Genomic DNA, 24,906 nt, shown 5'->3' with positions numbered 1-24,906 from the left:
AATAAAAAATATAAAATGAACTAAAATAGATTAATTAGTATTTTATTTAAACTGATTGTTTTAGTTTAAAACTACACTTGTTGATTTAGTTTGTTTTAAGTCTGAATTTAGAGATGAAGAGAGGAATGAAGAAACATGAATCCGATTATTGAACTAAAAGGAGTTAAAAAGAAATTCTCGAAATTTCAAGCTTTATCCGACGTCACGTTCTCGGTTCAACGAGGTGAAGTGATTGGCTTCATCGGTCCGAACGGTGCAGGGAAATCAACGACAATTCGGACGTTGCTCGGGATCATCAAACGAGATGCGGGAAAGGCGGAAATCTTCGGGAAGGATGTCTGGCGCGATAGTGTTGAAATCCATAAAAGAATCTCATATGTGCCAGGGGACGTCGCATTATGGGGGAATCTGACGGGTGGAGAAATCATTGATCTATTCATGAAGTTACACGGTGGTGGAGACCAAACGAAGCGTGATGCTCTAATCGATCGCTTTGAACTTGATCCAAAAAAGAAGGCGAAAAGTTATTCGAAAGGAAATCGGCAAAAAGTCGGTCTGATTGCCGCGTTAGCAGTCGATTCCGATCTCTACATCTTCGATGAACCAACATCCGGTCTTGATCCGTTGATGGAATCTGTTTTTCAAGAAGAGGTAGAAAAAATCAAACAAGCTGGAAAATCGATTTTATTGTCATCGCACATTCTCAGCGAAGTCGAACGACTAGCGGATCGTGTCGTCATCATTCGAAAAGGCGAAATCGTTGAGACGGGAACGTTACAAGAACTGAGACATTTGACACGATCGGTCATCACGTTAGAGACGAAACAGGATCTTTCATTGATTAAAAACTTGGACGGTGTTCATGACTTCACGCAGCGCAATATAAATCAGGCAGTATTTTCAATGGATTCTTCTCGCATGAATGCGGTTCTTACAGAGGCGATAAAACTGGAAGTAGTTCATTTAGAAGCAGTGCCTCCATCACTAGAGGATCTGTTCATGCGCCATTACGAAAAATGACGACGGTATATACTACGTGCTGCACATGATAAAGAGGAGGAAGACGAATGCGATTTCAATTTACCTGTTGGCAGATCCTGTTGTCTCAGTATCTCAGACGGGATAGCAAAAAAATCATAATATGGACGTTCGGTGTGACCTTATTTACGGTCGGCTTTATTCCTTCATTCGAAGAGATGGCGAAAGGGGATAGTCTGCGTGGATTATATGAAACCTTGAAAAATCCAGCGATGATCTCGATGATCGGTACGACGCCTGTCTCAATAGCGGACTATACGTTAGGCGCGATGTTCTCACATCAAATGCTCATCTTCTGTGCATTATTGTCGATGGTCTTATCGTCACTCCATGTCATTCAACACACACGGAAGGAAGAAGATTTAGGGCTGACGGAGTTGATGCGTTCTTTTCAAATCGGACGACAAGCCAATTCACTCGCTATTCTAATTGAAGTGATTTTAATCAATCTTAGTATTTCGATACTGATCAGCGGTGCGTTGATTGCTTTTCAAGTCGAGACGTTTTCAAATGCGGGTGCAGCTCTATTCGGTCTTTCGGTTGGGGCTGCAGGGATCTTAGGTGCAACGTTTGCCTTACTGATTGCTCAAATCATGCCGTCGTCTTCTAGTGCGACGGCAGGTGTGATGGGATGGATTGGTCTTCTTTATTTAGGACGCGCCGGTACGGATGTATCGAATGACCAACTATCAGTGCTCAATCCGCTGGGATGGACGTATTTGACCTATCCATTCACGGAGAACAATTGGCTGTTTCTCGTAATGGCGATCGGAGTGAGCCTCATTTTGATGACCGTGGCTCTAGTTCTTGAAAATCATCGGGACATGGGCGCTGGGTATCTGCCTGAAAAAGAGGGACGTGCTACAGCCAATCGATCCTTGTTATCGATCCGTGGTCTGTTGATTCGGATTAGTCGCGGAAGCATCATCGTATGGATGGTCGCTTTTCTAATCATGGCTCTTGCCTATGGTTCGATTTATGGAGACATGCAGACATTCATTGACAGCAATGCAACCATCCAGCAGATGTTCACGGTTTCAGGTGTTACGATTGAAGAATCCTTTACCGGCACGATCATGATGATCATGATGGTCCTCGTTGCGATTTTACCGATTACGCTCATGAACCGGTTATACACCGAAGAGGACCGTCGGCGCTTGAGCCCGTTGTTCGCGACGAAAGTCTCACGACAGCAACTGTACTGGAATACGATTGGTTTAGCTGTCGCGTCATCTCTCATCTCGATGTTCATCGTCATCAGTAGTCTAGGTTTTACTGCCATTTCAGTAATGGGACCGGACGCGACCATGACATTCACTGACTTTTTCATTGCCGGAATCAACTATCTGCCATCAGTTCTCCTGTTTCTTGGATTGGCTGCTCTATTCATCGGGTGGCGACCAACGTGGAGCAAGTTAACCTATGTATACGTGACCTATTCCTTCTTTATTGGGTATTTCGGTGGAATCATCGACTTACCAAAATGGGTGGAGTATACGGCGATCCAAGGATTGATTCCGCAAGTACCGACGGAAGACTTCGATGGACTACTGTTCGGTGTCCTGCTCGTAGTAGCATGTCTACTTGTTGTCATCGGTCAAGTCGGATATGCACGTCGTGATTTTCAGGAAGGATCTTAAATGAAGCAGCCTGTCTCGATTTAATAACGAGACAGGCTGCTGACGTATTAAGGCGAGGTATATTTCATCACTTGGAAAACACCTGAAGTCGCTCATTCATTAGTTCCGCGACATAAATCGTTCCATCCGAACCGACCGCGATGTCGTGCGCAATCCGGAGTTGTCCCGCTTCTTTGCCCCATGCACCGAATCGTTTCTCAATCCTTCCTTTTTTGTTCAAAATGACGATTTGACTCTGCGCGTTCTTTTTTTGTCCATTTAAATAGTTTCCGCCATCAGCGACGTAGACTTTACCGTTCGCACCGACTTCGATCCCGTACGGTCGACCGAGTTCTTTTGACGACCACGTATCGATGTGTTTGCCGTTTCGATTAAAGATTTGGACCCGGGCGTTGTCCCGGTCCGCCACATAGAGATTCATCTCATCGTCGCTACTGATCCCATGCGGCAGATTGAACTGTCCGTCTTGTTTGCCGAGTTCATTGACTTCCCATTTGACTGTTCCTTTTGGATCAAACATGACGATGCGACTATTCCGGTAGCCGTCAGATACGGCGAACGAGCCGTCCTTGAAAACGGTGACGTCTGTCGGGCGAGCGAACGTTTTCTCATCCAGCTGTAGCGGGATGCTTGGCAAGACGTTTCGGATGCGCAGACCGACTTCCGTGAACGGACCATATGCGTTTCCGAACGTTTGCAAGACTTTACCGGACGGGTCGAGCTTGAAGACTTGGTTCAGACTGATGTCGGTAATCCAGATATTGTTTTGGTCATCGACTTCGAGACCGTGCGGTGACTTGAATAGTCCTGCGCCTAACCGCTTCTTCACCTGCAACGTCTTTCCGTCGAGCACGATCAATGTCGGTTCTGTGATGTAGGTGTCATCCCCGTATGAATTACTACCTCGGTGTAAATAGTAGACGTCACCGTTCGGAGCAACAGCGACGCCGCTCGCTTCCCCGGCAATCGAACGATCGCGCGTTTCTAGTGGCCAAGCGACCTGTCCGCGATACGTCGTATCTTTTGGGATGGATGGATAGTTGTCTTTCATGACAGGATCTGCGCCACCTCTCGACCAGGAAATACCCAGTACCGTGATGGTTGCTAATGTCCCTATAAAGATCAGTCGTTTTTTCATAAATCGTTCCTCCAGACGTGAATTCGTATCCATATTATATCTAGATATTAAACGAGGACGAATCGTTCTATAGGAGGAGACAGCGGGTTACGGAAGCAGGATATTAAAATCAGGATGAAGGGGTAAAGAAGAGAGATATCATATGGAAGAAAGAAAGTGAGGCAAAAACATGAAGGCAGTCACCGTAACGGGGCATGGTGGGCTTGAGCAGCTCGCTTATATCGATCAAGAGACACCACAACCGAAACAAGGAGAGGTACTGATTGAAATCAAAGCTTGTGCCTTGAACAATACAGAAATTTGGATGCGGGAAGGCGCCTATGGTGCAGAGAGTGAATCGGGCTGGAAAGCAGAAGGGGTGCAGTTTCCCCGGATTCCCGGTTCAGACATCAGCGGACGGATCGTCGCGGTCGGAGACGGTGTCGCCGAGACGGAAATCGGACGCGACGTCGTCTTGTTCCCGTTCACGGCGAGTGGAGAAATCGCTGATGAACAGAGTGCCGAGGACTTATCGTTCATCGGTTCCGAGTATGACGGCGGATACGCAGAATATGTCTGCTGGCCGCTCGAACTTTGTTACGACATGCCCCTTGCCTCCTATACGGACAGTGCGGTCTTCTCGGTCAGTGGATTGACGGCGTGGCACATGGTCGAACAATTGGATTTACAAAAAGGACAGACGGTTCTCGTAACAGGTGCCAGTGGTGGTGTCGGCTCACTCAACGTCCAGATTGCGAAACGTGTCTTCGGAGCCCGTGTCGTCGCACTCGTCGGTGACTTGAAGCTGACGGATCAATTGCACGAACTCGGGGCGGACTTGGTCGTTTCCTACCGTGAGCAGAACTGGGATCAGCAGGTCATGCAAGAAGTCGGTCCGGTCGATGCGATTCTCGACGTCGTCGGCGATGCGGTGTTTAAACAAGGACTGGATCTGCTGAAGCGCGGCGGAACGTACTGTATTTCCGGATCGTCCGGGGGACAGGTGACGTCGCTCGATTTTCGGACGCTTTACTTGAAACATATCCGTCTACAAGGATCTGTCCTTGGCAATCGCCATGATTATGAGAAATTACTGGAGGCCGTTCGGACGCAGACGATTCAGCCCGTCATCGACCGGACGTTCCCGCTCGCTGAAGCGCGAGAAGCCCAAGCGTACTTCAAACAAGCAGGTAAATTCGGCAAGGTCGTCTTGCTACCATAAGAGAAACCGAACAAAACGAGCTATCCTCTTCCTGTGATGGAAAGGATAGCTCGTTTTCGTATCGTTAACGATTTGGCAAGATGTAAAAAAACGTGACGGTCGAGCTGACAGGCTCCTCTTCCATATAATCGATGAATTCCTCCTGTGATTCATGAATCGTATACCGGTTGCCCGGAAAGAGTTCCGTTACCCAGGTCGGAACGTGTGAAGCGAGAGGGAACGACTGAATCCGCGCGAGTGGGAATGGGGTTCCGTCCGGATTCGTCGTGTGGACATGTAGTGCGTCTTGTGAAGCATCCTCGAGGACAATCGTTATGTAAAGCTGATGTTCAATCTGTTTTTCCGCTAGTTTTTGTTGCATGTCCTGCATAGCGCTCAACGCGATCCGAAGATGTGCTTTACGAATGCGCAGACTCGCGTTGCCATGTCCATAAAAGTCAGGGTGCTCGTGCCAGTCGTTAAACCAAACGTCTGAATCAATATAGGCTGGAGAAGAAAAACTGTTGAATTCAAGCTCGAGATTTTTAAAATAACGGCGTTTGCCGCGGAATTTTTTCATGAGCAATGTACCTTTCGTTAAAGGGATTTTTTTATTTTCATAAGGGAAGTAAGGCGAATACACTAAAAATTGGGTAAAGAAAAACCAATGACTTGAATGGTGCGACTCGTATTAATCGACGGTGGAAAGGTGGAGCCTTCATGGAAGCATCGGTCTATGATCTGCAAGAGACGAGAAATAAAATCGACAAGGAGCTGACGATTCGATCGAGCAATGCTGTCATCTTGATGTGTGCGATTTTCATCGCCTCGATCGGATTGAACTTGAATTCGACCGCTGTCATCATCGGAGCGATGTTGATTTCGCCGCTGATTAATCCGATTCTCGGTCTCGGTATGGCGTTAGGGATCTCGGATATACCTCTGTTCAAGAAAGCACTTCGGCTGTTGCTCGTCCAGTTGACGATCAGCATCGTGACATCGACCGTCTATTTCTATTTTTCGCCTTTGACGGCAGCGAGTGATGAACTGATTGCGCGGACGTTCCCGACGATTTGGGACGTACTGATCGCCTTTGCTGGGGGAGTCGCGGGATGGATTGGTTTACGCAAGAAAGGGGCGAATAATATCGTTCCCGGTGTCGCGATTGCCACCGCCTTGATGCCACCAGTCTGTACGGTCGGGTACGCCATTGCGAATCAGAACATGACCTACGCGCTTGGTGCTAGTTATCTGTTCCTGATCAACTGTAGTTTCATTTTGATCGCGACGTTCCTCGGTGTCAAATGGCTCTTACGGACGGATCAGAGTTTACGGATCCAGGCATCAAAACGAATCAATCGTTCCTTGATCGCGCTAGCCTGTCTCATCAGTATACCAAGTGTCTATACAGCCTATCTGCTTAGTCAGGACAGTTTGTTTGAGACGAATCTTGACCGTTATGTCGAGGAGACGTTTCAAGAGACGTTCGTCGTTCAGCATAGCTATGACGAGAAACGCCAGCAATTGACGGTGACGACGTTAGGCAAACGGTATGATGCACGTGAACGGGAACGGCTGGAACAGTCGCTAGACGACTATGGACTATCACGTGTCAAACTGACCTTGATCCAGATCCCTGATTTGAATCAACTTGATCCTGACCAACTAGAGAAATTGTTTAATGAACGTATGCAGTGATGACGGAACTGAGGAGGAAAGAGCATGCTGGCGTTCTTTATCTTGATCCGAAATTTTTTTCATGTCATCCGTATCTTATTCAAGCAAGAAGAACAAAAGGCATTGATGATCATGGTCGGGGCACTTTTCTTGATTGGGACGGTCTTCTATCACAATGTCGAACAGTTCAGTATTCTGGATGCCTTCTATTTCTCCGTTATGACGCTCGCGACGGTCGGATACGGGGATCTCGTCCCTCAGACGGCGTTCGGTAAATTGTTTTCGATCGTGTATGTCATGCTTGGCGTCGGTGTTCTCAGTGCCGTCATCGTGAACTTCAATATGGCCCTAAAACAATATCACCGGGACAAGAAGAAGAAGGAGGAGCAGAAATGAAACCACATCTGACGCACTTCTTGCATTGTCTGATCCTCGGAGCAATCGTCGGATTGACGGCTGCCTTGTTTTTAAGTGGTGTGAACGCATCAATTCATTTTGTGTGGGAAAGGTTACCGTCTGTACTCGATGTATCTTTCTATGGACTTGGCGTCGGTCTACTCGGTGGTATCGGTGTGGGTCTGATTCAAAAGTCGGTAGGTGATTACCCGAAGACGATGCATGAGACGCTTGCTAACTTCAAGCAAGAAGGTCGTATACCTTATCACGGTGCTCTCTGGAAAAACGCCGTTGCCGCATGGATCGTGCTGACGTGTGGAGCGAGTTTAGGACCGGAAGCTGCACTGATCAGCATCTTAGGGGGAATGGTGACGTGGATCGGTGACCGGTTACGGTTGACGGAGCCGGAACGGCAAAGTTTCTTGCAGACGGGATACGCTGCGATGCTAGCGACGATATTTCATGCCCCGTTCGTCAGTGTCTCTGAAGCGATCGAGGAGGAACCGATGCAACGAGCAACGTCACGCTGGCAAAAGATACAACGCATCTTTTATTACGGCATTTGTACGCTCGTCGCAATTACCTGTTTTCGTTTCATCATGCACCTCGTACCCCATGACCGCTTGTTCGCAATCAAGATACCACCGATTACGTGGAATGCGACTGTCATGTGGTTCATCCTTCCGGCGATTCTCCTCGGTATCGCGTTCGGACTCTTCTTCTTATGGATGGAGCGGGTGACGAACTGGATGGTCTCTCGCGTCGGCAATCCAATCCTTCTCGCACTCATTGCGGGAATCGCGATTGGTCTTGCATCCATGCTCACACCTTACTTACTGTTTTCTGGTGAACATGAAATCCTAGACTTTACGAAGGAAGGAGCCTCCTGGTCAATCGGCGCCTTATTGTTGCTTGCGATCGGAAAGGTGGGATTGACGCATCTTTGTTTTTCCTGCGGCTGGAAAGGTGGAAAGATATTTCCGTTGATTTTTTCGAGTACAGTCCTGGCATTCTGTCTCAGCCAATTAAGTCCGTTCATGCCTGGATTGATCGTAACACTTGTCGTCACGGCAAGTTGTGCTGTCGTCTTGCGTCAGCCACTCGTGACCGCTACGCTTCTCCTCTTTCTATTCCCGTTGCAATTCTTTCCGTTGATCCTACTTGTCTGTCTTGGCGTTCAACAATTCATGAAATACTACGGAAACCATCTTTCATTATCCGATAAATAAATTTATGACTTACTAAATTATTCGTTATTTGTCTTATGGATTAAATGAATCTATACTTTTCAGGAAGACCTAGTAAAAGGAGAACACACATGATTGATTTTGAATGGTATCGGAGTTTCATTCACGTTTACCAACAACGTTCCGTCTCAGCGGCAGCCCGAATTCGCTTTTTGACGCAACCGGCGGTCAGCCAGCATATCGCGGCACTGGAAGCAGAACTAGAGACATCCTTGTTCATCCGTGCGCCACGGCAAATGATTCCGACGGACGCGGGAACAGCTCTCTATACACAAGTCGTCGGATTGATTGATCGGCTCGAGGAGTTATCGCTTGAGATGAAGTACGAAGCAGGGGAACAACCTCGTCCGGTCTTGAAGTTCGGGGGACCGACGGAATTCGTCACGCATGGGATCGTACCGAAGCTACCGCTCGACGTCGCACAGTTCACGGTAGTCTTTGATTTGACGGTTCCCTTGTTGCAACGCTTGCTTGCGAATGAGCTCGACTTCATCATCTCAACGAAGCGGATCGATGAACCGGGCGTCCAATACGTCCCGATTGCTGACGAACGCTTTCATTTGATCGCCCCGATCGGCTACGAAGTTCCGGAAGCGGATCTAAAGGAATGGATGGACCGACAGCGATGGATTAGCTACGGACTTGAGTTACCGATCATTCGTCGGTACTATCAGACGCAGTTCGGAGAACGACCTGGGATCCGTCCTGAAATGATCTTACCGAACGTAGATGCGATACTAAAAGCGATCGAAGCAGGACACGGGATCAGCGTCTTGCCCGATTATCTCGTCGAGGAAGCGGTCAGTGCTGGACGAGTACAACGGATTGCGCCGGAACGATTCGCGACGAATCAGTTATACGTCGCCTATCGAACGGACTCGCGCCACGATCCGGTTTTGCAACAGGTGATTAAGGCGTTAGGTTGAATTGTATGAAAAAAGTCCAATCCACAAGCAAATGCTGAGAGGATTGGACTTTTTTTGTATGAATTACATATTACTTTGATACGTCATCTAAGAACGTCAAGTATCGATCAACGACGAGATTGGCACTGTCTGCTCGATAGGCTTGATAGTGTGGTGAGGCGACATGCTGATCGAAAGCGTCTTGATCACGCCATTGTTCATAAAAGTAAAAGACGTTCGGATCATCGATAGCGCGATGTGTCTGATACGTCAGGCACCCTGCCTCGGCACGCGAAGGGGCGATCACACCTTCGATGATAGAAGCGAGCTGTTCGCCTTGATTCGGATGCGCTTCGATCCGGGCAATCAGTTGAATCATCTAAAAGACCTCCTATGAAAAGAGATCCTTCATCCAAAGGATCTCTTGTTTCGATTAGTTGAGTGTATTAATGACGGCTTTCGCGACCGCAATCGTGGACTGTGGATTTTGACCCGTGACGAGGTTTCCGTCGACTTGGACGTTTTCCGTGAAGTTGTCAGCCTTGATGATGTTCGCACCGAGTTCACGAAGGCGTGTCTCGAGCAAGAATGGCATGTAGACGTCAAGACCTGTTGCGCGTTCTTCTTCATCCGTGAACGTTGCGATCGTCTTTCCAGCGACGAGTGGTGTTCCGTCTGAGAGTGTCGCACTGACGAGTCCAGCTGGTCCGTGGCAGACCGCAGCGACCGTCTTGTTCGCTTCAAACAATGTCCGAAGGGCGTTGTTCAAGGCATCACTTTGTGGCAAGTCGAACATCGTACCGTGTCCACCTGGCATGAAGATTGCATCAAATGTTGAGAAGTCCTGGATTGCTTTTAAATCAAGTGTCTCTTTCAAGAGTGGAGCTGTCGCTTGGATCTCAGCTGGAACTTCGTCTTCAAGGCTCCGTGCGTCGATTGGTGATTCGCCGCCGTTCGGACTTGCAACCGTGACAGTGTATCCCGCGTTCTTGAACTCAATGTATGCTTCCGCGAACTCCGACAACCAAAGTCCTGTCGCGTGACCTTCCTTCATTTCTTTTGCGTTCGTGACGACCATTAAGATGTGTTTACTCATGATATGTTCCTCCTTTTTCGTTTGCCGATTGGCTACGTGATTAGAATACGCCCAACTCTAACGAAAAACAAATTAATAAAAATGAGCTTATCGATAAATAAATTTATACATAAAAATAAAAACTGCTTCCTACCATGATGGCGGAAGCAGTTTGAAAGATAGATTAACGTACGTCAGAAGAATAGTTAGCTAACATCGAGTGACTTCGTACCGTCACGATGACACTGGCAAGACTCGCGACTGTTCCGAGGACGGCGACGATGATCGTCGAGGAACCGTTCGGAATCAAGAAGCCGACCGGAATTAGTCCGACGAAGCTAAAAACGATCAGTGATTGATAAATGACATTGACGATCTTCAGTACAGGGTGTTCGAAAAACGATAGGATGAGTGGTGGTAGGAATAAGACGACAATTAGTCCAATCGCGATGTAGACCGATAACGGCTCCTCAAACGAAATGGCATTGCCTGTTGAATGGCGTGCTGCGACGAGCACGGCGACGATCGCGACGCATAAGGTTACACAAACGAACGTTAACCGTTTTAGCATATGAATCCCTCCTTTTTACTCTGATTCCATAATAAACCATTTTTCAAATGGAAGACAATCTTTTTCCGGACGTCCAGTAGTGACGAATCGCTTCGATGATGACGTCAGGACGATCCCAGTGTAATAGATGTCCTGTCTCGGGGACGAAATGGACCGTCGCTTGCGTCATCTCATGTAATCGGTTCGTCGCCTGCTGACGGATCGATGCTTGATCTGTCGGTAACGTAGCGACGTACAACTGAATGTCCACTGGTGGAACGTCCGGGAGGAAATCAAGAACATCCTCGTAGTGAAGCGCGCGTACGATCGCAGCAGCCGTCTCTCCTCGCGCATGCCAGTGGTATCGTCCTTGCTCCATCCGAAGAAGATCGGCACCAGCTAGATCGAGGGAGGGCGAGCGACGTGCATCCGGAGCATAGACGGCAACATCCAAAAATTCGTCCCATGTTGAAACGGAATCCTCGAAATCTTGTTCATAAAAGGCGACTTCTTCCTCTACAGAACGACCGTAAAGTCGTTTACTGTGATAGCCGCCGTCAATTAAAATCGTGCCGAGCACACGATCCGCATGTTCAATCAAATAATAGAGCGAGAGTACACTGCCCCACGAGTGCGACAAGGCATAGCACCGCTTGATATCAAGGATGTGTAAGACTTCGTCGATCCAGCCCGTAAAGGGTTTCATGCGATAGTGTAGGGGATCTGAGAAAGCTGGTGTTTTGCCGTGACCGGGTAAATCAATCGCAATCAGACGGAATTCGTCCGCGAGCGCTTCAGCGATTTCGATGAAGCTGAGACTCGTACTGCCGAGTCCGTGCAGACAGACGATCGTCGGAAGCTGTTCGTTTCCCCATTCCGTAATATGAACGGATTGATGCTGACAGGTGATCGTATAACGTTTCATTTGCCGTCTCCTTTTTTCTTTTTACTGTACCATGAGGAGAATGTTGGGAATTGAAAAATAAGGAAACTTTCTTTAAGGAGTAGCGTAGAGTAAGATAATACGTCATTTACATAGAGGAGAATTCACATGGAAACCATCATCACGATGCTCTTAACAGCCGTTACCTTATATGGACTCGGTGTCCTTGTCACGAAAGTAAAAGAACGCTTGCGTTAATCAAAATAAGTTCAAAGGAGTCCGTCATGTTTCCAATCGTAAAACAAGAATTCACGAGCAGCTTCAAAAGCATCAAAGCGATTCTATTGATTCTTTTTCTGACGATCACGTCCGTCTTCACAGCATCGTATTTGACGAGGCATCCGGAACTGCTTGCAGGCGTTAATCAACCGTCTGCCTATACTTCAAGCATTAAGTTCTTCATCCTGTTCTTCGGTTTTCTGTTCGTGGCTGCGTTATCACACGACATCATCAATCGTGAAATCGAGACGCGGACGATTCGTTTACTGGTCACGAAGACGTCGCGTCTGCGAATCGTTTTGGAGAAGTTTCTCGGATCATTGTTGTTCTGGTGCGCGACGCTTACGATCAATTTTCTGATTGTCTCGCTCTACGCGCAGCAATGGTTCTGGATGGATTATCTGACGATTCTGATCGTCATCCTATATCTCACCAGTTTCAACATCTTTTTATCTACGATGATTGCGAAGCCTGGTTTGACAGTGTTTCTCGGTATTTTTCTCGGGATCGTCGTACCGATCATCGGTCTCTGGTCAGCATTCTCGGATAAATGGTATCTAATACCGTTTCAATACATCTTGCCGTACCACGCTGTCATCATGTCTGGAACGTTATTACTGTTACCTGTTTTATGGAGTGGGTTGTTTTTGACTGTCTCCTATCTCACGTTAAAGCGAAAGGATTTGTAACATGAAAGCGATTGAAGTAAAAGGGTTGAAGAAATCGTTCGGTGCGAAGGAAGTCTTACGAGAGGTGAATTTGACGGTCGAACGAGGAGAAATCTTTGGTTTTTTAGGTCGTAATGGTGCTGGGAAATCGACGTTCATTCAGATTGTGACCGGAATCACACAAGCGACAGGCGGAACTGTCGCACTTCTCGGTGAACCCGCTGATCAACTGGATGCCATCAAACAACGGATCGGGGTCATGCCGGATACATCAAATCTGTATCATGATATGACGGCACGTGCGTTTCTTAACTATATGGCAGGATTATCAGGAGTTCGCATCACGAAGCAAGAAGTTAGAAGATTGCTTGAACAAGTCGGATTAAGCGGGACGGAGCGACAAAAAATCGGGAGCTTCTCGTTCGGGATGAAGAAAAAGATCAGTATCGCACAAGCGCTCACCGGAAATCCGGAATTACTCTTTTTAGATGAACCGACGTCCGGTCTTGATCCAGAATCGGCGATCGAGATCCAGCGATTGTTGCTTGCATTAAAAGCGGACGGAAAAACGATTTTCTTAACCTCGCATAACTTGAATGAGATCGAAAAGATGTGTGACCGTGTCGCCATCATGACGGAGGGAAGAATCGTCCGCTATGGAACCGTCGCGTCCTTACAAGAAGCAATGAGGCAGGAGATTCAAATCCGTATTCGGACTGTTCCGCGATTAGCGCCATCGCATCTGCCAGCATACGCTCGGCTTTTGTCGCAAGCTGATGATTGTACACGGCTTGATTTATCGACGGAAGAGGATATTCCAGAGTTACTCGTCATGCTTGCGGAACAAGACGTCAAAGTCTACGAGGTGCAGATCGAACGTCAATCGTTAGAAGAGATTTTCTTAGCGGTCTGACCGACTAGCCTCTAATTCCGTCTCCGGAACATCTTCGAGTAAAAGACGACCCCAGTCATTCCACTGACCGTACATCTGATTCCGTTTCGTTTTTTCAATCAACGTTTGCAGGCGTTTTTCATAGAGAACGGGATTCTTGCGTACACTTTGAATCGTATCAATCCGGATCCGTCGATAGAGCTCCGGGAAGTCATTAAACTGTTCATAGACGATCGGGTCTTCTTGTATTCGCGCCTGGATGGCGTCATCGATGACGAATGCATCAGCACGCATGTCTGGTAGAACCTGTCGTCCGGACGGTTGCATCAAGCCGAGGCGTTCCAAGCGACGGACCCGTTCCTTGTTCAGTTCGGTCCAGTTACTGTTCTTTCGACGCGGGGTGAAGCGTTGCGCCAGTTCACCGTCTTCGGTCTTCTTTGCAATTCCATCAATCCAGCCGAAGCAAAGTGCCTCTTCGACGGCATCGAGATAAAGTAACCCGTCCCCGATTTGTTTTCGACTGAGAATCACCCAACAGAAGGACGCGTGATCCGCGTGGTTCTTCAGCCACTGTCGAAAGCCATCGCGATCGGTAAAGCGTAAGACATTCGTAATTTCCATGTTCGTTCCTCCATTTCAGATAGCAGTGCCCCCTTCACGTCACGCGAGGGGGCACTTTTTTTCATTAACGCAACGGATCATGATGAAAGACACAATTCCGACCACTCTTTTTCGCTTGATAGAGGGCAGCGTCTGCCTGCTGGATCGTCTGCAGAAAATTATGCGTCTCAGACGGTTGATGAGTTTGACGAGATACACCAATCGATAACGTCACTTGCAGCGGTTCCGTCGCTGATAACTCATACGTCCGTTTGGCGCAGGCTTCACAGATTTGTTCTGCGAGTCGACGCGTCTCCTGCAACGAATGCTCCGGCAAAAGCATCATGAACTCTTCGCCACCGAATCGACCGAGCACACAAGTTGGGGGACAATACGATGTAAGCAAAGAGCTGATTTGCCGCAAGATATGATCGCCGCGGTCATGACCGTAAGTATCATTGACCTGTTTGAAATGATCGACATCGATGATCATGATTGAAAAATCCGTCTGTTGTGATTTGTAACGTTGGACGGTCTCTTCTAGGCGACGTCGATTATCAAGCCCTGTCAACGTATCCGTCAAGGCGAGACGCCGATGCATCCGGACTTGATTAAAGTGCCAGCGGACTTGATGCAAGATGCTGTGCAACAGGAGACCGGCACAGCCATTCCCGACGAGAAAGATCGTCATCGCGGTCATGTCATTCGGTTGAACATGTTGAACGTATGGTAAACAGAGAATGAGTGCAATCGTGAAGATGACCGGAAACGAGATGAATCGATCCGGTGCTTCATTTTGTAAGTACAAGACAACGATGCTGACGATCAGATACGTACCGATCAGCCAATAGGCATGAGCGGAATCAAAAACGAACGTTTGAAGGGAAGCGAAGACGAGGGTCGTGATGAAGCCGCTACTGATGCCTCCATAAATGAAAGCGATGACGATCAAGGTAATCGACAAATCGAAACGGAATCCCTCATAGGTGATGGCGTTATGGATGACCCAGTAGCCGGCACCTGTCGCAAGAGTCAGTACTAACAGATTTTTCTTCAGCCAGCTGTCGAACGTGTTTCGAAACTGAAATCGTTTAAAAAAGAACAGGGAGATGAGCACGAAGAAAAAGGTCAGAGCGACGTTGAGGATAAGATGGTTCAGCGTATTCCACATATTCGTGTTCCTCTCAAATGAGTTCTGAAAAATAACTACAAAAAAATGTTTCATTCAATGAATATTTATTCTATATAGCCAACGATACCCTAAAGATGTATGAAAATATCTTGATTTCCGTATATTTTAAAAAAGATTAGATTTCTTCAACTAAATCAATAATACTCTGAGATTTTCTCACGTGAAGACTCGACGAGATAATCAAGTGAGACGAAATTGCGAATGAATGCATACGAGCCAATTTCCTCGATGGATACGCCTAATCTCTCTGCCTGGTGACTGCGGACGTCTTCTGTTGATTGCAATATCTCGAAGCCTGCCGCTTGCATCCGCTCCCCGTCGAATTCGAGCGTAACGACATCTCCATCCTGCCAATCATTTTTTAATTGATGAAAGTGCGTTTGATACGCTGCGCTTGGAGGATCGACTTCAAAGGCGATCCAGCCTGTTGGTGCATCGATTTGGAATGTCGGTGACAATCCACCGCGTGTCACGATTGATTTCATGTGATGCCGATGTGTCATATGGCGTAATAGCATGGTCAGACCACTCCTTTTTCCTCTATTATTACGCGACAGCGTCAGAATATCGAGAAAAATTTTCAAAAGAGATGGAAGAATCTTGGATTTTTCTGGTATACTACGTTTTCGGAAAGCGTTTGCACAAAAGGGGGAGAATACATGCAACCATATGCCGTTAAAGCAACGGGACTGACGAAACACTATCAAATCCTACAACGGGAACTGGGACTACGTAGAGCGATCAAAGCGTTATTTCACCGAACGTACCGGACGAAAGAGGCGGTCAAAGCGATTGATTTGACGATCGCGCCAGGAGAACGGGTCGGCTATATCGGTTTCAACGGTGCCGGGAAATCAACGACGATCAAGATGCTCGCTGGTGTCTTGCGTCCGGACGCGGGGAACGTCCGGGTATTCGGACTTGATCCACACGCCGACCGCGTCAAGAACGCGTCACAAATCGGAGCCGTCTTCGGTCAGCGGACGCAACTGTTCTGGGACATTCCGGTCCAAGAATCGTTTGAGCTGTTGAAGGAAATCTATCAAGTACCGACGTCCGAGTTTGCCGAGACACTCGCGTGGTTTCGGGAGAAACTTGATCTCGCACCGCTTCTAGACGTACCGGTCCGACAACTGTCGCTCGGACAAAAGATGCGCTGTGAACTAGCCGCAGCCTTCCTGCATCGACCAAAAGTCGTCTATCTCGACGAACCAACGATCGGGCTTGATATCGAGATCAAGGAGACGATCCGTCACTTCATCCGCGAGATGAGTGATCGCTGGGGAACGACCGTCATCTTGACGACGCACGGCATGCAGGACATCGAGGAAGTTTGTGACCGTGTGATCGTCCTCGACGACGGTAAAATCATCTATGACGATACGATCGATCAGTTAAAGGCATCCTTCAGTCACGAGCGGACACTTCGAATCACGCTCGAAGAACCGGTGCCGTTCGCTTTACCGACAGTGTTGATCAATCGTGTGATCATGTTTGAGACGGATGAACTAACGTATGAGCTCGCCTTCGACGACCGAGAACTGTCGAGCGGTCAAGTCATCAAGGAAATCGTTTCGCTGTACGCCGTTCGGGACGTCTCCGTGTCCGTACCGAAGATGGAGACGTTAATCCGCAAGCTCTACCAAGCGGGGATCAGTGCATGAGAATCCGTAAATATACCGCGTTGATGCGGTCCCAAATCAAAGTTGATCTCGCCTACACAGCCTGGTACTGGGCAAGCATGTTTAGTGTGACGATGCGTCTGTTCATCCTCTATTTCTTCTGGCAAGCCGTGTATGCCAATAAGACCGATGTTTCCGGTATCTCGCTGTCAACGATGCTGACGTATGCGGTGCTTGCGACGATGATCGATCAGTTCCGCGGGGGTGCCGGACGCGATCTCGCCCGGATGATCAAACAAGGGGCGATCGCAATCGAGTTACTCCGTCCGTATCACTTGCTCGATAAGTTACTCGCCCAAGACATCGGCTCAAAAGTCTCGGTCTTGTTCCGCTCGATCCTACCACTCGTCCTCGTCTCGATCTTGTTCATCGGCGTGGATCGACCACAGTCATGGCTAGCTGGCATTGCCTTCGTCGGTAGCGTGATTTGTGCCGTGTTGCTCGCGACATTGATTGATCTGCTCGTCGGCATCTTTGCCTTCTATACCGTCAACATTTGGGGACTATCCGTCTTACAAGACGCCGTCATCACGATCATGTCCGGTGCAATCGTCCCGTTGACGCTGTTCCCGGACTGGTTTCAGACGATCAGTCTGTACTTACCGTTTGCTTCACTCGTCTACGTCCCGGTTGCGATCTATACGGGAGAAATTGGTGCAAGCGGCATCCTGCAGGCGTTACTGATTCAAATCGGTTGGTTGATTGGGTTCTTTGTCATCTTGCGGATCACGTTTGCGCTTGCAATCCGGAAAGTGACGGTGTTCGGCGGATGAAACGATACATAAAACTCTACTGGTTGTATGCCAAAAGTCATTTTAAGGTCATGATGGAATATCGGATCGATTTCCTGATTGGTGTCTTGTCGGTCTTCGGTCAACAGTTCGCCTCACTCTTTTTCCTGTCGGTCGTCTTTCAGCATATCGAGACGCTAAACGGTTGGGACTTTTACGAGATCCTATTCATTTACGGGATTGCCTTTTTAGGACGAGCCTTACACCATATCTTCTTTGATAACTTGTGGACGATCGGCTGGCAGTACATCCGGACCGGGAATCTGGATCGGTTGTTGATGCGCCCGGTCAATCCACTGTTTCAAATCGTCGCCGAGCGCGTTCAGCAAGACGGGTTCGGTCAACTGTTGATTGGCGGTGGCGTACTGTACATCGCCTCGGATCATCTCGATATGATCTGGAGCTTCGGTGATGTCTTGATGCTGATCGTACTTGTTCTTTCAAGCGGATTGCTCTATATCGCGATCAACCTGTTTTTTGCGACGTTCTCGTTCTGGATGGTCGACAGTTTACCGGTCGTCTCAGCGGTCTTCAGTCTGAGTGATTTCGCTCGTTATCCGATGACGATCTACTCGAAGGTGTTGATGTTCGTCTTGACCTACATCATCCCGTTCGGATTTACTGCCTTTTATCCGGCGATGTATTTCTTTGATGGAAAAGGCTATGGAGTGATGGCGATTGCGACACCACTTGTCGCGATCATCGCCTGTTTGATCGCTTATCGTTTCTGGTTGTTCGGACTGAAGGCATTTGCGAGTACGGGATCATGAAATAAGAAGAACCTTGAAGTGTTGCGACGCTTCAAGGTTCTTTTTGGATGTTTTTATCAGCTCGTTCGTAAAGATTTTGCATAGTTGAAAGATCAGCGATGTCAACTGTGTACAGCAATGGATGATGGTTAAAAATCAGGTTAAGAAAAATAATCCGTTCCCTTGATTCCTGAAAAAGGAAATTTTAAGTGTCTTGATTTTGTATAATGAAGAGGGAAGACGGAAGGAATATAAACATTATTCAAAGGAGGAGTGTAGTGAGATGAGAGTCGTAAGAGTTGACCGATTGGTAGTGGCATTGAGCATCTTTAGTGGACTTCTCGTATCCTTGGGTCGCTCGACGCAAGTGTATCCGCAATCAAGCAGCGGCAATGGTAATCTAGGGCTTATACCGCTCCTGCTACTCCTATTGATTTTTCCATTTGGCATCAGTCTCGTGGTGCAATGGATGAGAGCAGCGCGGTTACGTTTTTTATCCCTAATCGGTTTATCGATCTGTACGATGATCTATCTTGTGTGTGGCATCTTCTATCAAGTCGAGCAATTCAGCCAGTATCAAGTTTTCGTTAAACAACAAGTTAGGGCGGAGAATGGAACGATCGATGAGAGTTACTTAACAAGTATTACGTCGGTACCTTCGCCCTATATGAACAGTCAGTTCTTTAACAGCAATACTTTCTTGATTTACTGGGCAAGCATCTTATTAGTGGCAAGCTTGATTGCATGGTGGACTCGAAATAAATCGTTATTGTCGGATTCAGATAAAAGGAATACGTTCCCATTTGAACAATGAAAGAGTCCTTCTCTCTACTGTGCTTTCAGAAGAGAGAAGGACTCTTTTGTTATAACGATTACGCGCATTTAAAAATGATCGCTTTGCATCTTATGGAGCAATTGATCGAACGTCTCGTGGTCCTTTGATGTAAAGGCACGGAAATAGCGATCATCAATCTCTTCGATCTCAGGAGCTGATGTTTGAATCAGCGCTGCACCATCTTCCGTCAAGAGAATCCGTTTTTCCCGGTTGATTCGTTTTCGGATGACGAGGTGTTCCGCCAGCAACTTCTTGACCGTTTGCGAAATGGCACCGCTTGAGAGTTCAAGCGTGCGTTCAAGTGATTTTTGCGTCGCACTCTCTTGATGATACAGGGTCATCAATAAATCAAATTGGGACTTCGAGAGTCCTTTTGGTTTCAATACATCGTTGACTTCTTTCGAATAACGAGAATGGATCCGCTGAATGGCGTTCCAGTGTTGCATTGAAGATTCGAATGTGAAGGTCATGATTTTTCCTCCTCTTCTGTCATGCAGGGTTGAGCTTATCGAAGAAACGGATTAATTCTTCCTGTTGTCGAGCCGTCAAAGCGGCGAATTGTTCTTGTTGAAAACGTTCGTAAGCGGGCAACACTTCTTGCAGAATAGCTGTTCCTTTTTCCGTCAATAGCAGATAGTTCGTCTTCCATTTGCGCTTGCGGGTGATGAGTTGCCGATCAAATAAACGTTTGATTCCGTGTGAAATCGTGCCATCGGTCACTTGGATCCGTTCCGCGATTTCCTTCTGGCTCGTGCATGAGGTCGTTTGTAGGCAACGCAATACTTCAAGATTCGTATGGGAGAGATCCCATTGTTTCAAGAAAGCATTGACGCGCTTGATTTGTTGATTATGATACGTCGAAATCGTATGCCAGCATGTCATGGGATATGTCTCTGTCATTGTTGTCATGGGGAACCTCTTAAATGTAGAATGTACTGCTGATGAATTACTTTTACCATACCATATTAAAAATATGTAGTGCTACTAGTTTGAACGCAAACCCATCACTTCCCATCATTGCCTAGGAACTGTATAAAAAAGACCTGAACAAGTCAGGTCGGTTCAGGAAGGAATCCCATTCGAAAGCGTGAGATAGGAATCCGTTAACTGGAATCCATATTTCGTAAAACATTGATCTGAGACGCGTCCTTGTAAGGTGATCGTCGCATAATCACCACGAATCGCGTAATGAGTGTACTTTTTTTCAATATCATGAATCAACGACTCAAGTAACAGACCACGCTCGCCGAGCCCTTCTTCACGAACGTTGATCTCAAGTAAACAGAATGTACCGTATTCGGTGAGGGACGTGCGCTCCGTTCGTTCATGAAGCACGGTTAAGAACGAACGTTTTGAGATGAGAGATCGACTATTAGGTGGTTCAAGAATCGTAACGTAATAACTGAGCGCTGGGGGGCGCATGTTGCGCGTGACTTCGACGACTTGCCGCTGATTGTTGTACGCGAGACCAACAAATTGTTCTTGTGGATGATGCGGCACGGTCAGTCCTTCTTGCTCACAAACGGTTTGCCACTCGGCTTCTGGAATCCAGACAGCCTCTTCGGTTTTCGCTAAAGCTTTAAAGAACTTCACGTTGAACGGATGACCTCCTATAGGGTATGTAAAATGACTATTCCCATCATGCCTGATGGCTAGACAAAAAACGAGTTACAATCTGACGACAAATGATCTTCCTTTGCTATAAGTATACCGTGAAATTTCGTTTTGAAACAGACTACACCTGAATCAATCGACTGTCTATACTAAGTGTATCCAGTCAGGAGGGGAGCGTATGAAACCAGTCGAAGGTCCGTTTTTCCATGGCACGAAAGCCACGTTGCGAATCGGTGACGAATTGAAACCAGGGCACGCGTCGAATTTTCGTGAACGACCGCTCCAGCACGTCTATTTCACAGCAACACTTGATGCAGCGAAGTGGGGCGCGGAGCTCGCACAATCTGACGCTCCGGAGCATATCTACCTCGTCGAGCCACTAGGAGCGTATGAGGATGATCCGAACTTGACGAACAAACGGTTCCCAGGCAATCCGACTCGGTCGTATCGTTCGACTGAACCCGTGAAGATCATTGCTGAACTCGGAACGTGGGAGCGGCATACAGATGAAGAGATTGAGACGATGAAAGCATCCTTGCAGCGGTTACGCGCAGAAGGGAAGGATATGATCATTGACTAAAAGAGCGGGGGGAGAAAAGCTTGCCTGTACATGCTTTTAAATCGATCCAACCGACGAATGTGAACGTCATTGATCAATTATTAGTCAATCACTTGCACGCCATCCGCTTGAATCAAGACGACGAGCGTTTGATCACGATCCTCGAAGATCCGTTCGTTCCACCCATTGAAACGATCGTTGGCGTCTATTGTGTCTACCGGAAATCAATTCTTGATCTGTTGCAAGGTAGGATTGCCTCCATCGAATCGTATGACTTTCAGAATGCATCTGTGAAAGACAAACTCATGACAGCAGAAAGCGTCGAAGGAGTGCTTGATATGGCGACATTCGTCGTCATTGCCTCAGAAGACGACACCTATATGTCTCACTATTTTATCGGCGGTGAGGCAGAGAAACTTAATTCGATACTAAATGTATGCTTTGGTCATCCGAATTTGATTGACGAACAAGCATCAAAACATTCTATCAAACGCTTCGAGCAGGATGTTTTGATCGTTGAAAAGATGGGATTCATGAAATTGCTTCGAAATGAATAGAGAAACTAATTGAATGTAAGATAAGCACTACCACGTATTTTTTTGTCAGAATGTACTGCAAGGTGAAGATAGAATGGTACAATATGTAAAAAGGGGGCGTTTATATGTCTCGCTTCAAACAAGAAAAGAAACAACCACTCGATCATCTCCGAGATGGTGTCGATCAAGGTCTCGGTAGTGCCGTACCACGTGGGCAAAACGACGGGATGCGTGGTCTGGAGATGCTCGCGGTGCTTGTCGTCCTCGGTGGAGGATATCTACTATATCAATGGTTTTTCTAAAGCAAGAAGCATCGCCCTTACGAGGACGATGCTTCTTTTTGTTCGATTTCACTGACGATATCATCTAATGTGACGTGAGCGAGTACCTTCTCAAGCGCGGATTGTGCGAGCTCGAAGATGGGTGTGACCGTCGATTGGATGTTTCGTCCGACTGGGCAGTCTGGGTTCGGTGCGGCATGGACGCCGAACAATTCCTTGTCCGGTACGACAGCAACGGCGTGATAGACGTCAAGCAGCGTAATCTTAGACAACGGGCGGGCGAGTCGAGCACCGGCGACACCCGGACGGACCTCGATCAGATCGGCTTTTTTAAGCATGCTCATGATTTTACGGATGACGACCGGATTCGTATTGACGCTGCCAGCAATCAAGTCGGATGTCATCTTCTCGTCGGTCGCGATCAACGAGAGAATATGGATGCCGACGGAAAAACGTGTACTGATGGCCAACGGATGATCCTCCTTCTTAAAAACATTGTTCTCTCATTATACGTCGTATTGTTCATTTGGCAAGAAACGGGGAATAGGAACAACACTGTTGACAAACAAAGTAATTGTAACTATATTGGTTACATGTAATCAAAGTAGTTACATATCAAAAGGAGGAATCATCATGAACATCGGAATCATCGGCGCAACAGGAAAAGCAGGACAATTGATTTTACAAGAAGCAATCACACGCGGACATGACGTCACAGCAATCGTCCGTAACGCAGCAAAAGTGACCGCAGACGTCATGATTCTCGAGCGCGATGTGCTCGCGCTGACGAAAGACGACTTAAACGGATTTGACGCCATCGTCAATGCGTTCAATGCAGCACCGGGTGAGGAAACGAAACATATCGAAGTCGGGCGTCATTTGATCAACGTGTTAGCAGGAAGTAAGACAAGACTATTCGTTGTCGGTGGTGCGGGAAGCCTATTCGTTGATGCCGAGCATACAGTACGTGTCATGGAAACACCGGATTTCCCGGAAGCGTATTATCCGACAGCCTCGAACATGGGAAAAAACTTGATTGAACTGCAAGGGCAACAAGACGTGACATGGACGTATCTCAGCCCCGCTGGATTCTTTGATCCGAGTGGTCAACGTACAGGAACGTATACAGTCGGCGGTGAGCAGATGATTCTAAACGCAAAAGGGGAAAGCTACATCAGTTACGCGGATTACGCCATCGCTGTAGTGGATGAGCTAGAAAACGCGCAACATCTCAACGAACGATTCTCGGTCGTTGGCGAACAAGGGTGATGGTGTAAGACCGACTCATGTAGTCGGTCTTTTTTTAATGGGCGGAGTGAGAGATACGGCGGAGGACGGATGGCATAATAGCATGGTTTGTTTAATATGAGAATAGAAACGACTAAAGGAGCTCAAATCATGATGCGACGAATGTTTAGTATCATCAGTCTGTTAGCTGTCTTGATCGTCTGTACGACGTCGACGCAACCGTCTCGGTTCGAACGTTCGAAACCGGTCGCGACGATCGAGGATCATTACGAGGGACAAATCAATTGGCCGAGTGAAAGCGATCCGTTGATAGAACTTCACGCCAAACCGTGATCTACATATTGCCGATCAAAGCCCGTCTTCTTGAAGAAGACGGGCTTTTAGTGACGTTAAATGACAGTCATTGCGTTCAAGAAGACGAACAAGAACGTAATGCCGCACGTCAAAATCAAAAAGGGGAGGACGATCAGTAATTCAAGATGCGGACGAACACCGTGGTAGAACAGAAAGAACAGTGTCAAACAGGCGGTCGTGATCGTCAACGCAAGTGAGACGATCAATTCATGAAGGGGTTCAACGAACGGAATGAGAGACGATCCAGTGATCGTGTCAAAAGCGAAACCGAAGGACAAAAAAATGAGTAAGTACAAAAGTGATTTTTGACGAAACATGCGGCATGTCTCCTTTACAGAATATACGAGCGAGAAAGCCCACTCCTTTAGGGGTGGGATGATAGCGAGTTCGGGGACGGGGTGTCTTCAGACACCGCATGTCCCCGACTGTTCTTCCTGATGAAATGCATTTATAGTAAATCTATAATGGAGTTGATTATTAGGATGAAGGAGGTGTCAAAGATGAGTCAAGTCGTCACGGTAGAAGTTCGAATCTATGCCACGCGTCGTCAGGATGCCATCCTAAAAATGATGGGCAAGACCTATATCCAGACCGCCAACCGAGTCGTGGCGAACATGGTCGCCTCCGAGGACGGGAAGAGGTGGTCGAGCAAGGACATCGACACTCCCCTTCCGAGCGCCGTGAAGAACCAACTCGCAGGAGATGCCGTCGGCATCTACAAGAAGGCGAGGAAAGAGGATTTCAAACGCATCCCTGTCCTCAAAAAGCCAGTCTGCGTCTGGAACAATCAGAACTATTCCTTCGACTTCGAGAGCATCTCCTTCCCCGTTTGGATGGACGGGAAGTCCGTGAAGATGCGATTCCGTGCTGCCATGGTTGACAAGGACAATCGGAATA

Annotated in this window: 32 protein-coding genes and 1 pseudogene; 19 read left to right on the top strand and 14 right to left on the bottom strand. The window is 47.5% G+C overall.

Annotation, left to right across the window (positions count from 1 at the left end; all coding sequences use genetic code 11):
* Positions 1-135 precede the first annotated feature (135 nt).
* A complete protein-coding gene (locus AYO36_RS07100) occupies positions 136-1,020 on the top strand; it encodes an ABC transporter ATP-binding protein (RefSeq protein ID WP_064299955.1) in 885 nt (294 codons plus the stop codon).
* A gap of 47 nt (positions 1,021-1,067) precedes the next feature.
* On the top strand, positions 1,068-2,678 hold the full coding sequence (locus AYO36_RS07095) for an ABC transporter permease (RefSeq protein ID WP_064299954.1): 1,611 nt from the start codon (positions 1,068-1,070) through the stop codon (positions 2,676-2,678).
* A 67-nt stretch (positions 2,679-2,745) separates the two neighbouring features.
* Here AYO36_RS07095 and AYO36_RS07090 read toward each other — a convergent pair whose 3' ends face one another.
* Positions 2,746-3,816, bottom strand: a complete 1,071-nt coding sequence (locus AYO36_RS07090; protein WP_064299953.1) for a peptidyl-alpha-hydroxyglycine alpha-amidating lyase family protein — start codon at positions 3,814-3,816, stop codon at positions 2,746-2,748.
* 169 nt (positions 3,817-3,985) lie between these two features.
* Here AYO36_RS07090 and AYO36_RS07085 point away from each other — a divergent pair, with 169 nt between their 5' ends.
* A complete protein-coding gene (locus AYO36_RS07085) occupies positions 3,986-5,017 on the top strand; it encodes a zinc-binding dehydrogenase (protein ID WP_064299952.1) in 1,032 nt (343 codons plus the stop codon).
* A 64-nt stretch (positions 5,018-5,081) separates the two neighbouring features.
* On the opposite strand, the gene AYO36_RS07080 is transcribed toward AYO36_RS07085, so the two are convergent.
* Positions 5,082-5,576 carry a hypothetical protein gene (locus AYO36_RS07080; RefSeq protein WP_064299951.1) on the bottom strand — a complete coding sequence of 165 codons (495 nt, stop codon included), beginning with the start codon at positions 5,574-5,576 and terminating at the stop codon, positions 5,082-5,084.
* A gap of 140 nt (positions 5,577-5,716) precedes the next feature.
* Between AYO36_RS07080 and AYO36_RS07075 the strand changes: the two genes are divergently transcribed.
* The 4 genes from AYO36_RS07075 (at position 5,717) to AYO36_RS07060 (ending at position 9,242) form a co-directional block, all read left to right on the top strand.
* Positions 5,717-6,694, top strand: coding sequence for a DUF389 domain-containing protein (locus tag AYO36_RS07075; RefSeq protein WP_064299950.1), 978 nt, complete (start codon positions 5,717-5,719; stop codon positions 6,692-6,694).
* A gap of 24 nt (positions 6,695-6,718) precedes the next feature.
* Positions 6,719-7,069, top strand: a complete 351-nt coding sequence (locus AYO36_RS07070) for a potassium channel family protein (RefSeq protein WP_050677800.1) — start codon at positions 6,719-6,721, stop codon at positions 7,067-7,069.
* Positions 7,066-8,298, top strand: a complete 1,233-nt coding sequence (locus AYO36_RS07065) for a chloride channel protein (protein ID WP_064299949.1) — start codon at positions 7,066-7,068, stop codon at positions 8,296-8,298. Before AYO36_RS07070 ends, AYO36_RS07065 begins: the two co-directional genes overlap by 4 nt.
* Before the next feature lie 89 nt (positions 8,299-8,387).
* Complete coding sequence (locus tag AYO36_RS07060; RefSeq protein ID WP_064299948.1) at positions 8,388-9,242, top strand: LysR family transcriptional regulator; 855 nt, start codon at positions 8,388-8,390, stop codon at positions 9,240-9,242.
* Positions 9,243-9,312: 70 nt separating this feature from the next.
* Here the strand turns inward: AYO36_RS07060 and AYO36_RS07055 are convergent, their stop codons facing one another.
* The 4 genes from AYO36_RS07055 to AYO36_RS07040 all read right to left on the bottom strand — a co-directional run bounded on the left by AYO36_RS07055 (position 9,313) and on the right by AYO36_RS07040 (position 11,771).
* On the bottom strand, positions 9,313-9,600 hold the full coding sequence (locus AYO36_RS07055; RefSeq protein ID WP_064299947.1) for a putative quinol monooxygenase: 288 nt from the start codon (positions 9,598-9,600) through the stop codon (positions 9,313-9,315).
* Between the two features lie 54 nt (positions 9,601-9,654).
* Positions 9,655-10,317, bottom strand: a complete 663-nt coding sequence (locus AYO36_RS07050; protein ID WP_064299946.1) for a type 1 glutamine amidotransferase domain-containing protein — start codon at positions 10,315-10,317, stop codon at positions 9,655-9,657.
* Between the two features lie 163 nt (positions 10,318-10,480).
* Positions 10,481-10,867, bottom strand: a complete 387-nt coding sequence (locus tag AYO36_RS07045; protein ID WP_064299945.1) for a hypothetical protein — start codon at positions 10,865-10,867, stop codon at positions 10,481-10,483.
* 43 nt (positions 10,868-10,910) lie between these two features.
* Positions 10,911-11,771 (bottom strand): alpha/beta fold hydrolase, encoded by an 861-nt coding sequence (locus tag AYO36_RS07040; RefSeq protein ID WP_064299944.1) that lies wholly within the window; start codon positions 11,769-11,771, stop codon positions 10,911-10,913.
* Positions 11,772-12,013: 242 nt separating this feature from the next.
* Between AYO36_RS07040 and AYO36_RS07035 the strand changes: the two genes are divergently transcribed.
* Together AYO36_RS07035 and AYO36_RS07030 are read left to right on the top strand one after the other, a co-directional pair.
* Positions 12,014-12,697 carry an ABC transporter permease gene (locus tag AYO36_RS07035; protein ID WP_064299943.1) on the top strand — a complete coding sequence of 228 codons (684 nt, stop codon included), beginning with the start codon at positions 12,014-12,016 and terminating at the stop codon, positions 12,695-12,697.
* A gap of 1 nt (position 12,698) precedes the next feature.
* Positions 12,699-13,589: an ABC transporter ATP-binding protein gene (locus AYO36_RS07030; RefSeq protein ID WP_064299942.1), complete on the top strand. Its 891-nt coding sequence runs from the start codon at positions 12,699-12,701 to the stop codon at positions 13,587-13,589.
* On the opposite strand, the gene AYO36_RS07025 is transcribed toward AYO36_RS07030, so the two are convergent.
* From AYO36_RS07025 to AYO36_RS07015, 3 genes are all read right to left on the bottom strand, one after another.
* Positions 13,578-14,189 (bottom strand): YdeI/OmpD-associated family protein, encoded by a 612-nt coding sequence (locus AYO36_RS07025; protein WP_064299941.1) that lies wholly within the window; start codon positions 14,187-14,189, stop codon positions 13,578-13,580. The two genes, AYO36_RS07030 and AYO36_RS07025, sit on opposite strands and share 12 nt — an antisense overlap.
* A gap of 64 nt (positions 14,190-14,253) precedes the next feature.
* Positions 14,254-15,339 carry a diguanylate cyclase gene (locus AYO36_RS07020; protein ID WP_064299940.1) on the bottom strand — a complete coding sequence of 362 codons (1,086 nt, stop codon included), beginning with the start codon at positions 15,337-15,339 and terminating at the stop codon, positions 14,254-14,256.
* Positions 15,340-15,494: 155 nt separating this feature from the next.
* Positions 15,495-15,878, bottom strand: coding sequence for a hypothetical protein (locus tag AYO36_RS07015; protein ID WP_064299939.1), 384 nt, complete (start codon positions 15,876-15,878; stop codon positions 15,495-15,497).
* A 141-nt stretch (positions 15,879-16,019) separates the two neighbouring features.
* On the opposite strand from AYO36_RS07015, the gene AYO36_RS07010 reads away from it, so the two are divergent.
* The 4 genes from AYO36_RS07010 to AYO36_RS06995 all read left to right on the top strand — a co-directional run bounded on the left by AYO36_RS07010 (position 16,020) and on the right by AYO36_RS06995 (position 19,396).
* Entirely contained in the window at positions 16,020-17,024 is a 1,005-nt protein-coding gene (locus tag AYO36_RS07010; protein ID WP_064299938.1) for an ABC transporter ATP-binding protein, read from the top strand.
* Positions 17,021-17,815 (top strand): ABC transporter permease, encoded by a 795-nt coding sequence (locus tag AYO36_RS07005; RefSeq protein WP_193748180.1) that lies wholly within the window; start codon positions 17,021-17,023, stop codon positions 17,813-17,815. The genes AYO36_RS07010 and AYO36_RS07005 overlap by 4 nt, the downstream gene beginning before the upstream one ends.
* Positions 17,812-18,603, top strand: a complete 792-nt coding sequence (locus tag AYO36_RS07000; protein ID WP_064299937.1) for an ABC transporter permease — start codon at positions 17,812-17,814, stop codon at positions 18,601-18,603. The genes AYO36_RS07005 and AYO36_RS07000 overlap by 4 nt, the downstream gene beginning before the upstream one ends.
* A gap of 262 nt (positions 18,604-18,865) precedes the next feature.
* On the top strand, positions 18,866-19,396 hold the full coding sequence (locus tag AYO36_RS06995) for a hypothetical protein (RefSeq protein WP_064299936.1): 531 nt from the start codon (positions 18,866-18,868) through the stop codon (positions 19,394-19,396).
* A gap of 68 nt (positions 19,397-19,464) precedes the next feature.
* Here AYO36_RS06995 and AYO36_RS06990 read toward each other — a convergent pair whose 3' ends face one another.
* The 3 genes from AYO36_RS06990 to AYO36_RS06980 all read right to left on the bottom strand — a co-directional run bounded on the left by AYO36_RS06990 (position 19,465) and on the right by AYO36_RS06980 (position 21,010).
* Entirely contained in the window at positions 19,465-19,887 is a 423-nt protein-coding gene (locus AYO36_RS06990; RefSeq protein WP_023468160.1) for a MarR family winged helix-turn-helix transcriptional regulator, read from the bottom strand.
* A 19-nt stretch (positions 19,888-19,906) separates the two neighbouring features.
* Positions 19,907-20,326 carry a MarR family winged helix-turn-helix transcriptional regulator gene (locus AYO36_RS06985; protein ID WP_029341581.1) on the bottom strand — a complete coding sequence of 140 codons (420 nt, stop codon included), beginning with the start codon at positions 20,324-20,326 and terminating at the stop codon, positions 19,907-19,909.
* 153 nt (positions 20,327-20,479) lie between these two features.
* On the bottom strand, positions 20,480-21,010 hold the full coding sequence (locus AYO36_RS06980; RefSeq protein WP_064299935.1) for a hypothetical protein: 531 nt from the start codon (positions 21,008-21,010) through the stop codon (positions 20,480-20,482).
* Between the two features lie 199 nt (positions 21,011-21,209).
* On the opposite strand from AYO36_RS06980, the gene arr reads away from it, so the two are divergent.
* The 3 genes from arr (at position 21,210) to AYO36_RS16755 (ending at position 22,428) form a co-directional block, all read left to right on the top strand.
* Complete coding sequence (arr, locus tag AYO36_RS06975; protein ID WP_064299934.1) at positions 21,210-21,611, top strand: NAD(+)--rifampin ADP-ribosyltransferase; 402 nt, start codon at positions 21,210-21,212, stop codon at positions 21,609-21,611.
* A 20-nt stretch (positions 21,612-21,631) separates the two neighbouring features.
* Positions 21,632-22,147, top strand: coding sequence for a hypothetical protein (locus AYO36_RS06970; RefSeq protein WP_064299933.1), 516 nt, complete (start codon positions 21,632-21,634; stop codon positions 22,145-22,147).
* Between the two features lie 104 nt (positions 22,148-22,251).
* Positions 22,252-22,428, top strand: coding sequence for a hypothetical protein (locus AYO36_RS16755; protein WP_156501836.1), 177 nt, complete (start codon positions 22,252-22,254; stop codon positions 22,426-22,428).
* A gap of 17 nt (positions 22,429-22,445) precedes the next feature.
* Here AYO36_RS16755 and AYO36_RS06965 read toward each other — a convergent pair whose 3' ends face one another.
* The gene (locus AYO36_RS06965) at positions 22,446-22,877 is read right to left on the bottom strand and encodes an Rrf2 family transcriptional regulator (RefSeq protein WP_058265849.1); all 432 of its coding nucleotides are present in this window, start codon (positions 22,875-22,877) and stop codon (positions 22,446-22,448) included.
* 163 nt (positions 22,878-23,040) lie between these two features.
* On the opposite strand from AYO36_RS06965, the gene AYO36_RS06960 reads away from it, so the two are divergent.
* Positions 23,041-23,676, top strand: coding sequence for an NAD(P)-dependent oxidoreductase (locus AYO36_RS06960; RefSeq protein WP_064299932.1), 636 nt, complete (start codon positions 23,041-23,043; stop codon positions 23,674-23,676).
* A 129-nt stretch (positions 23,677-23,805) separates the two neighbouring features.
* A complete protein-coding gene (locus tag AYO36_RS06955; protein WP_064299931.1) occupies positions 23,806-23,988 on the top strand; it encodes a hypothetical protein in 183 nt (60 codons plus the stop codon).
* Between the two features lie 56 nt (positions 23,989-24,044).
* On the opposite strand, the gene AYO36_RS06950 is transcribed toward AYO36_RS06955, so the two are convergent.
* Complete coding sequence (locus AYO36_RS06950) at positions 24,045-24,326, bottom strand: hypothetical protein (protein ID WP_064299930.1); 282 nt, start codon at positions 24,324-24,326, stop codon at positions 24,045-24,047.
* 183 nt (positions 24,327-24,509) lie between these two features.
* Here AYO36_RS06950 and AYO36_RS06945 point away from each other — a divergent pair.
* Positions 24,510-24,906 (top strand): annotated as a pseudogene (locus AYO36_RS06945) (RNA-guided endonuclease TnpB family protein); the annotation flags it as partial.

The organism is Exiguobacterium sp. KKBO11, from assembly GCF_001644945.1.
GTDB classification, from domain to species: Bacteria; Bacillota; Bacilli; order Exiguobacteriales; family Exiguobacteriaceae; genus Exiguobacterium_A; species Exiguobacterium_A abrahamii.
This window is presented reverse-complemented; position numbering and strand designations above follow the sequence as displayed.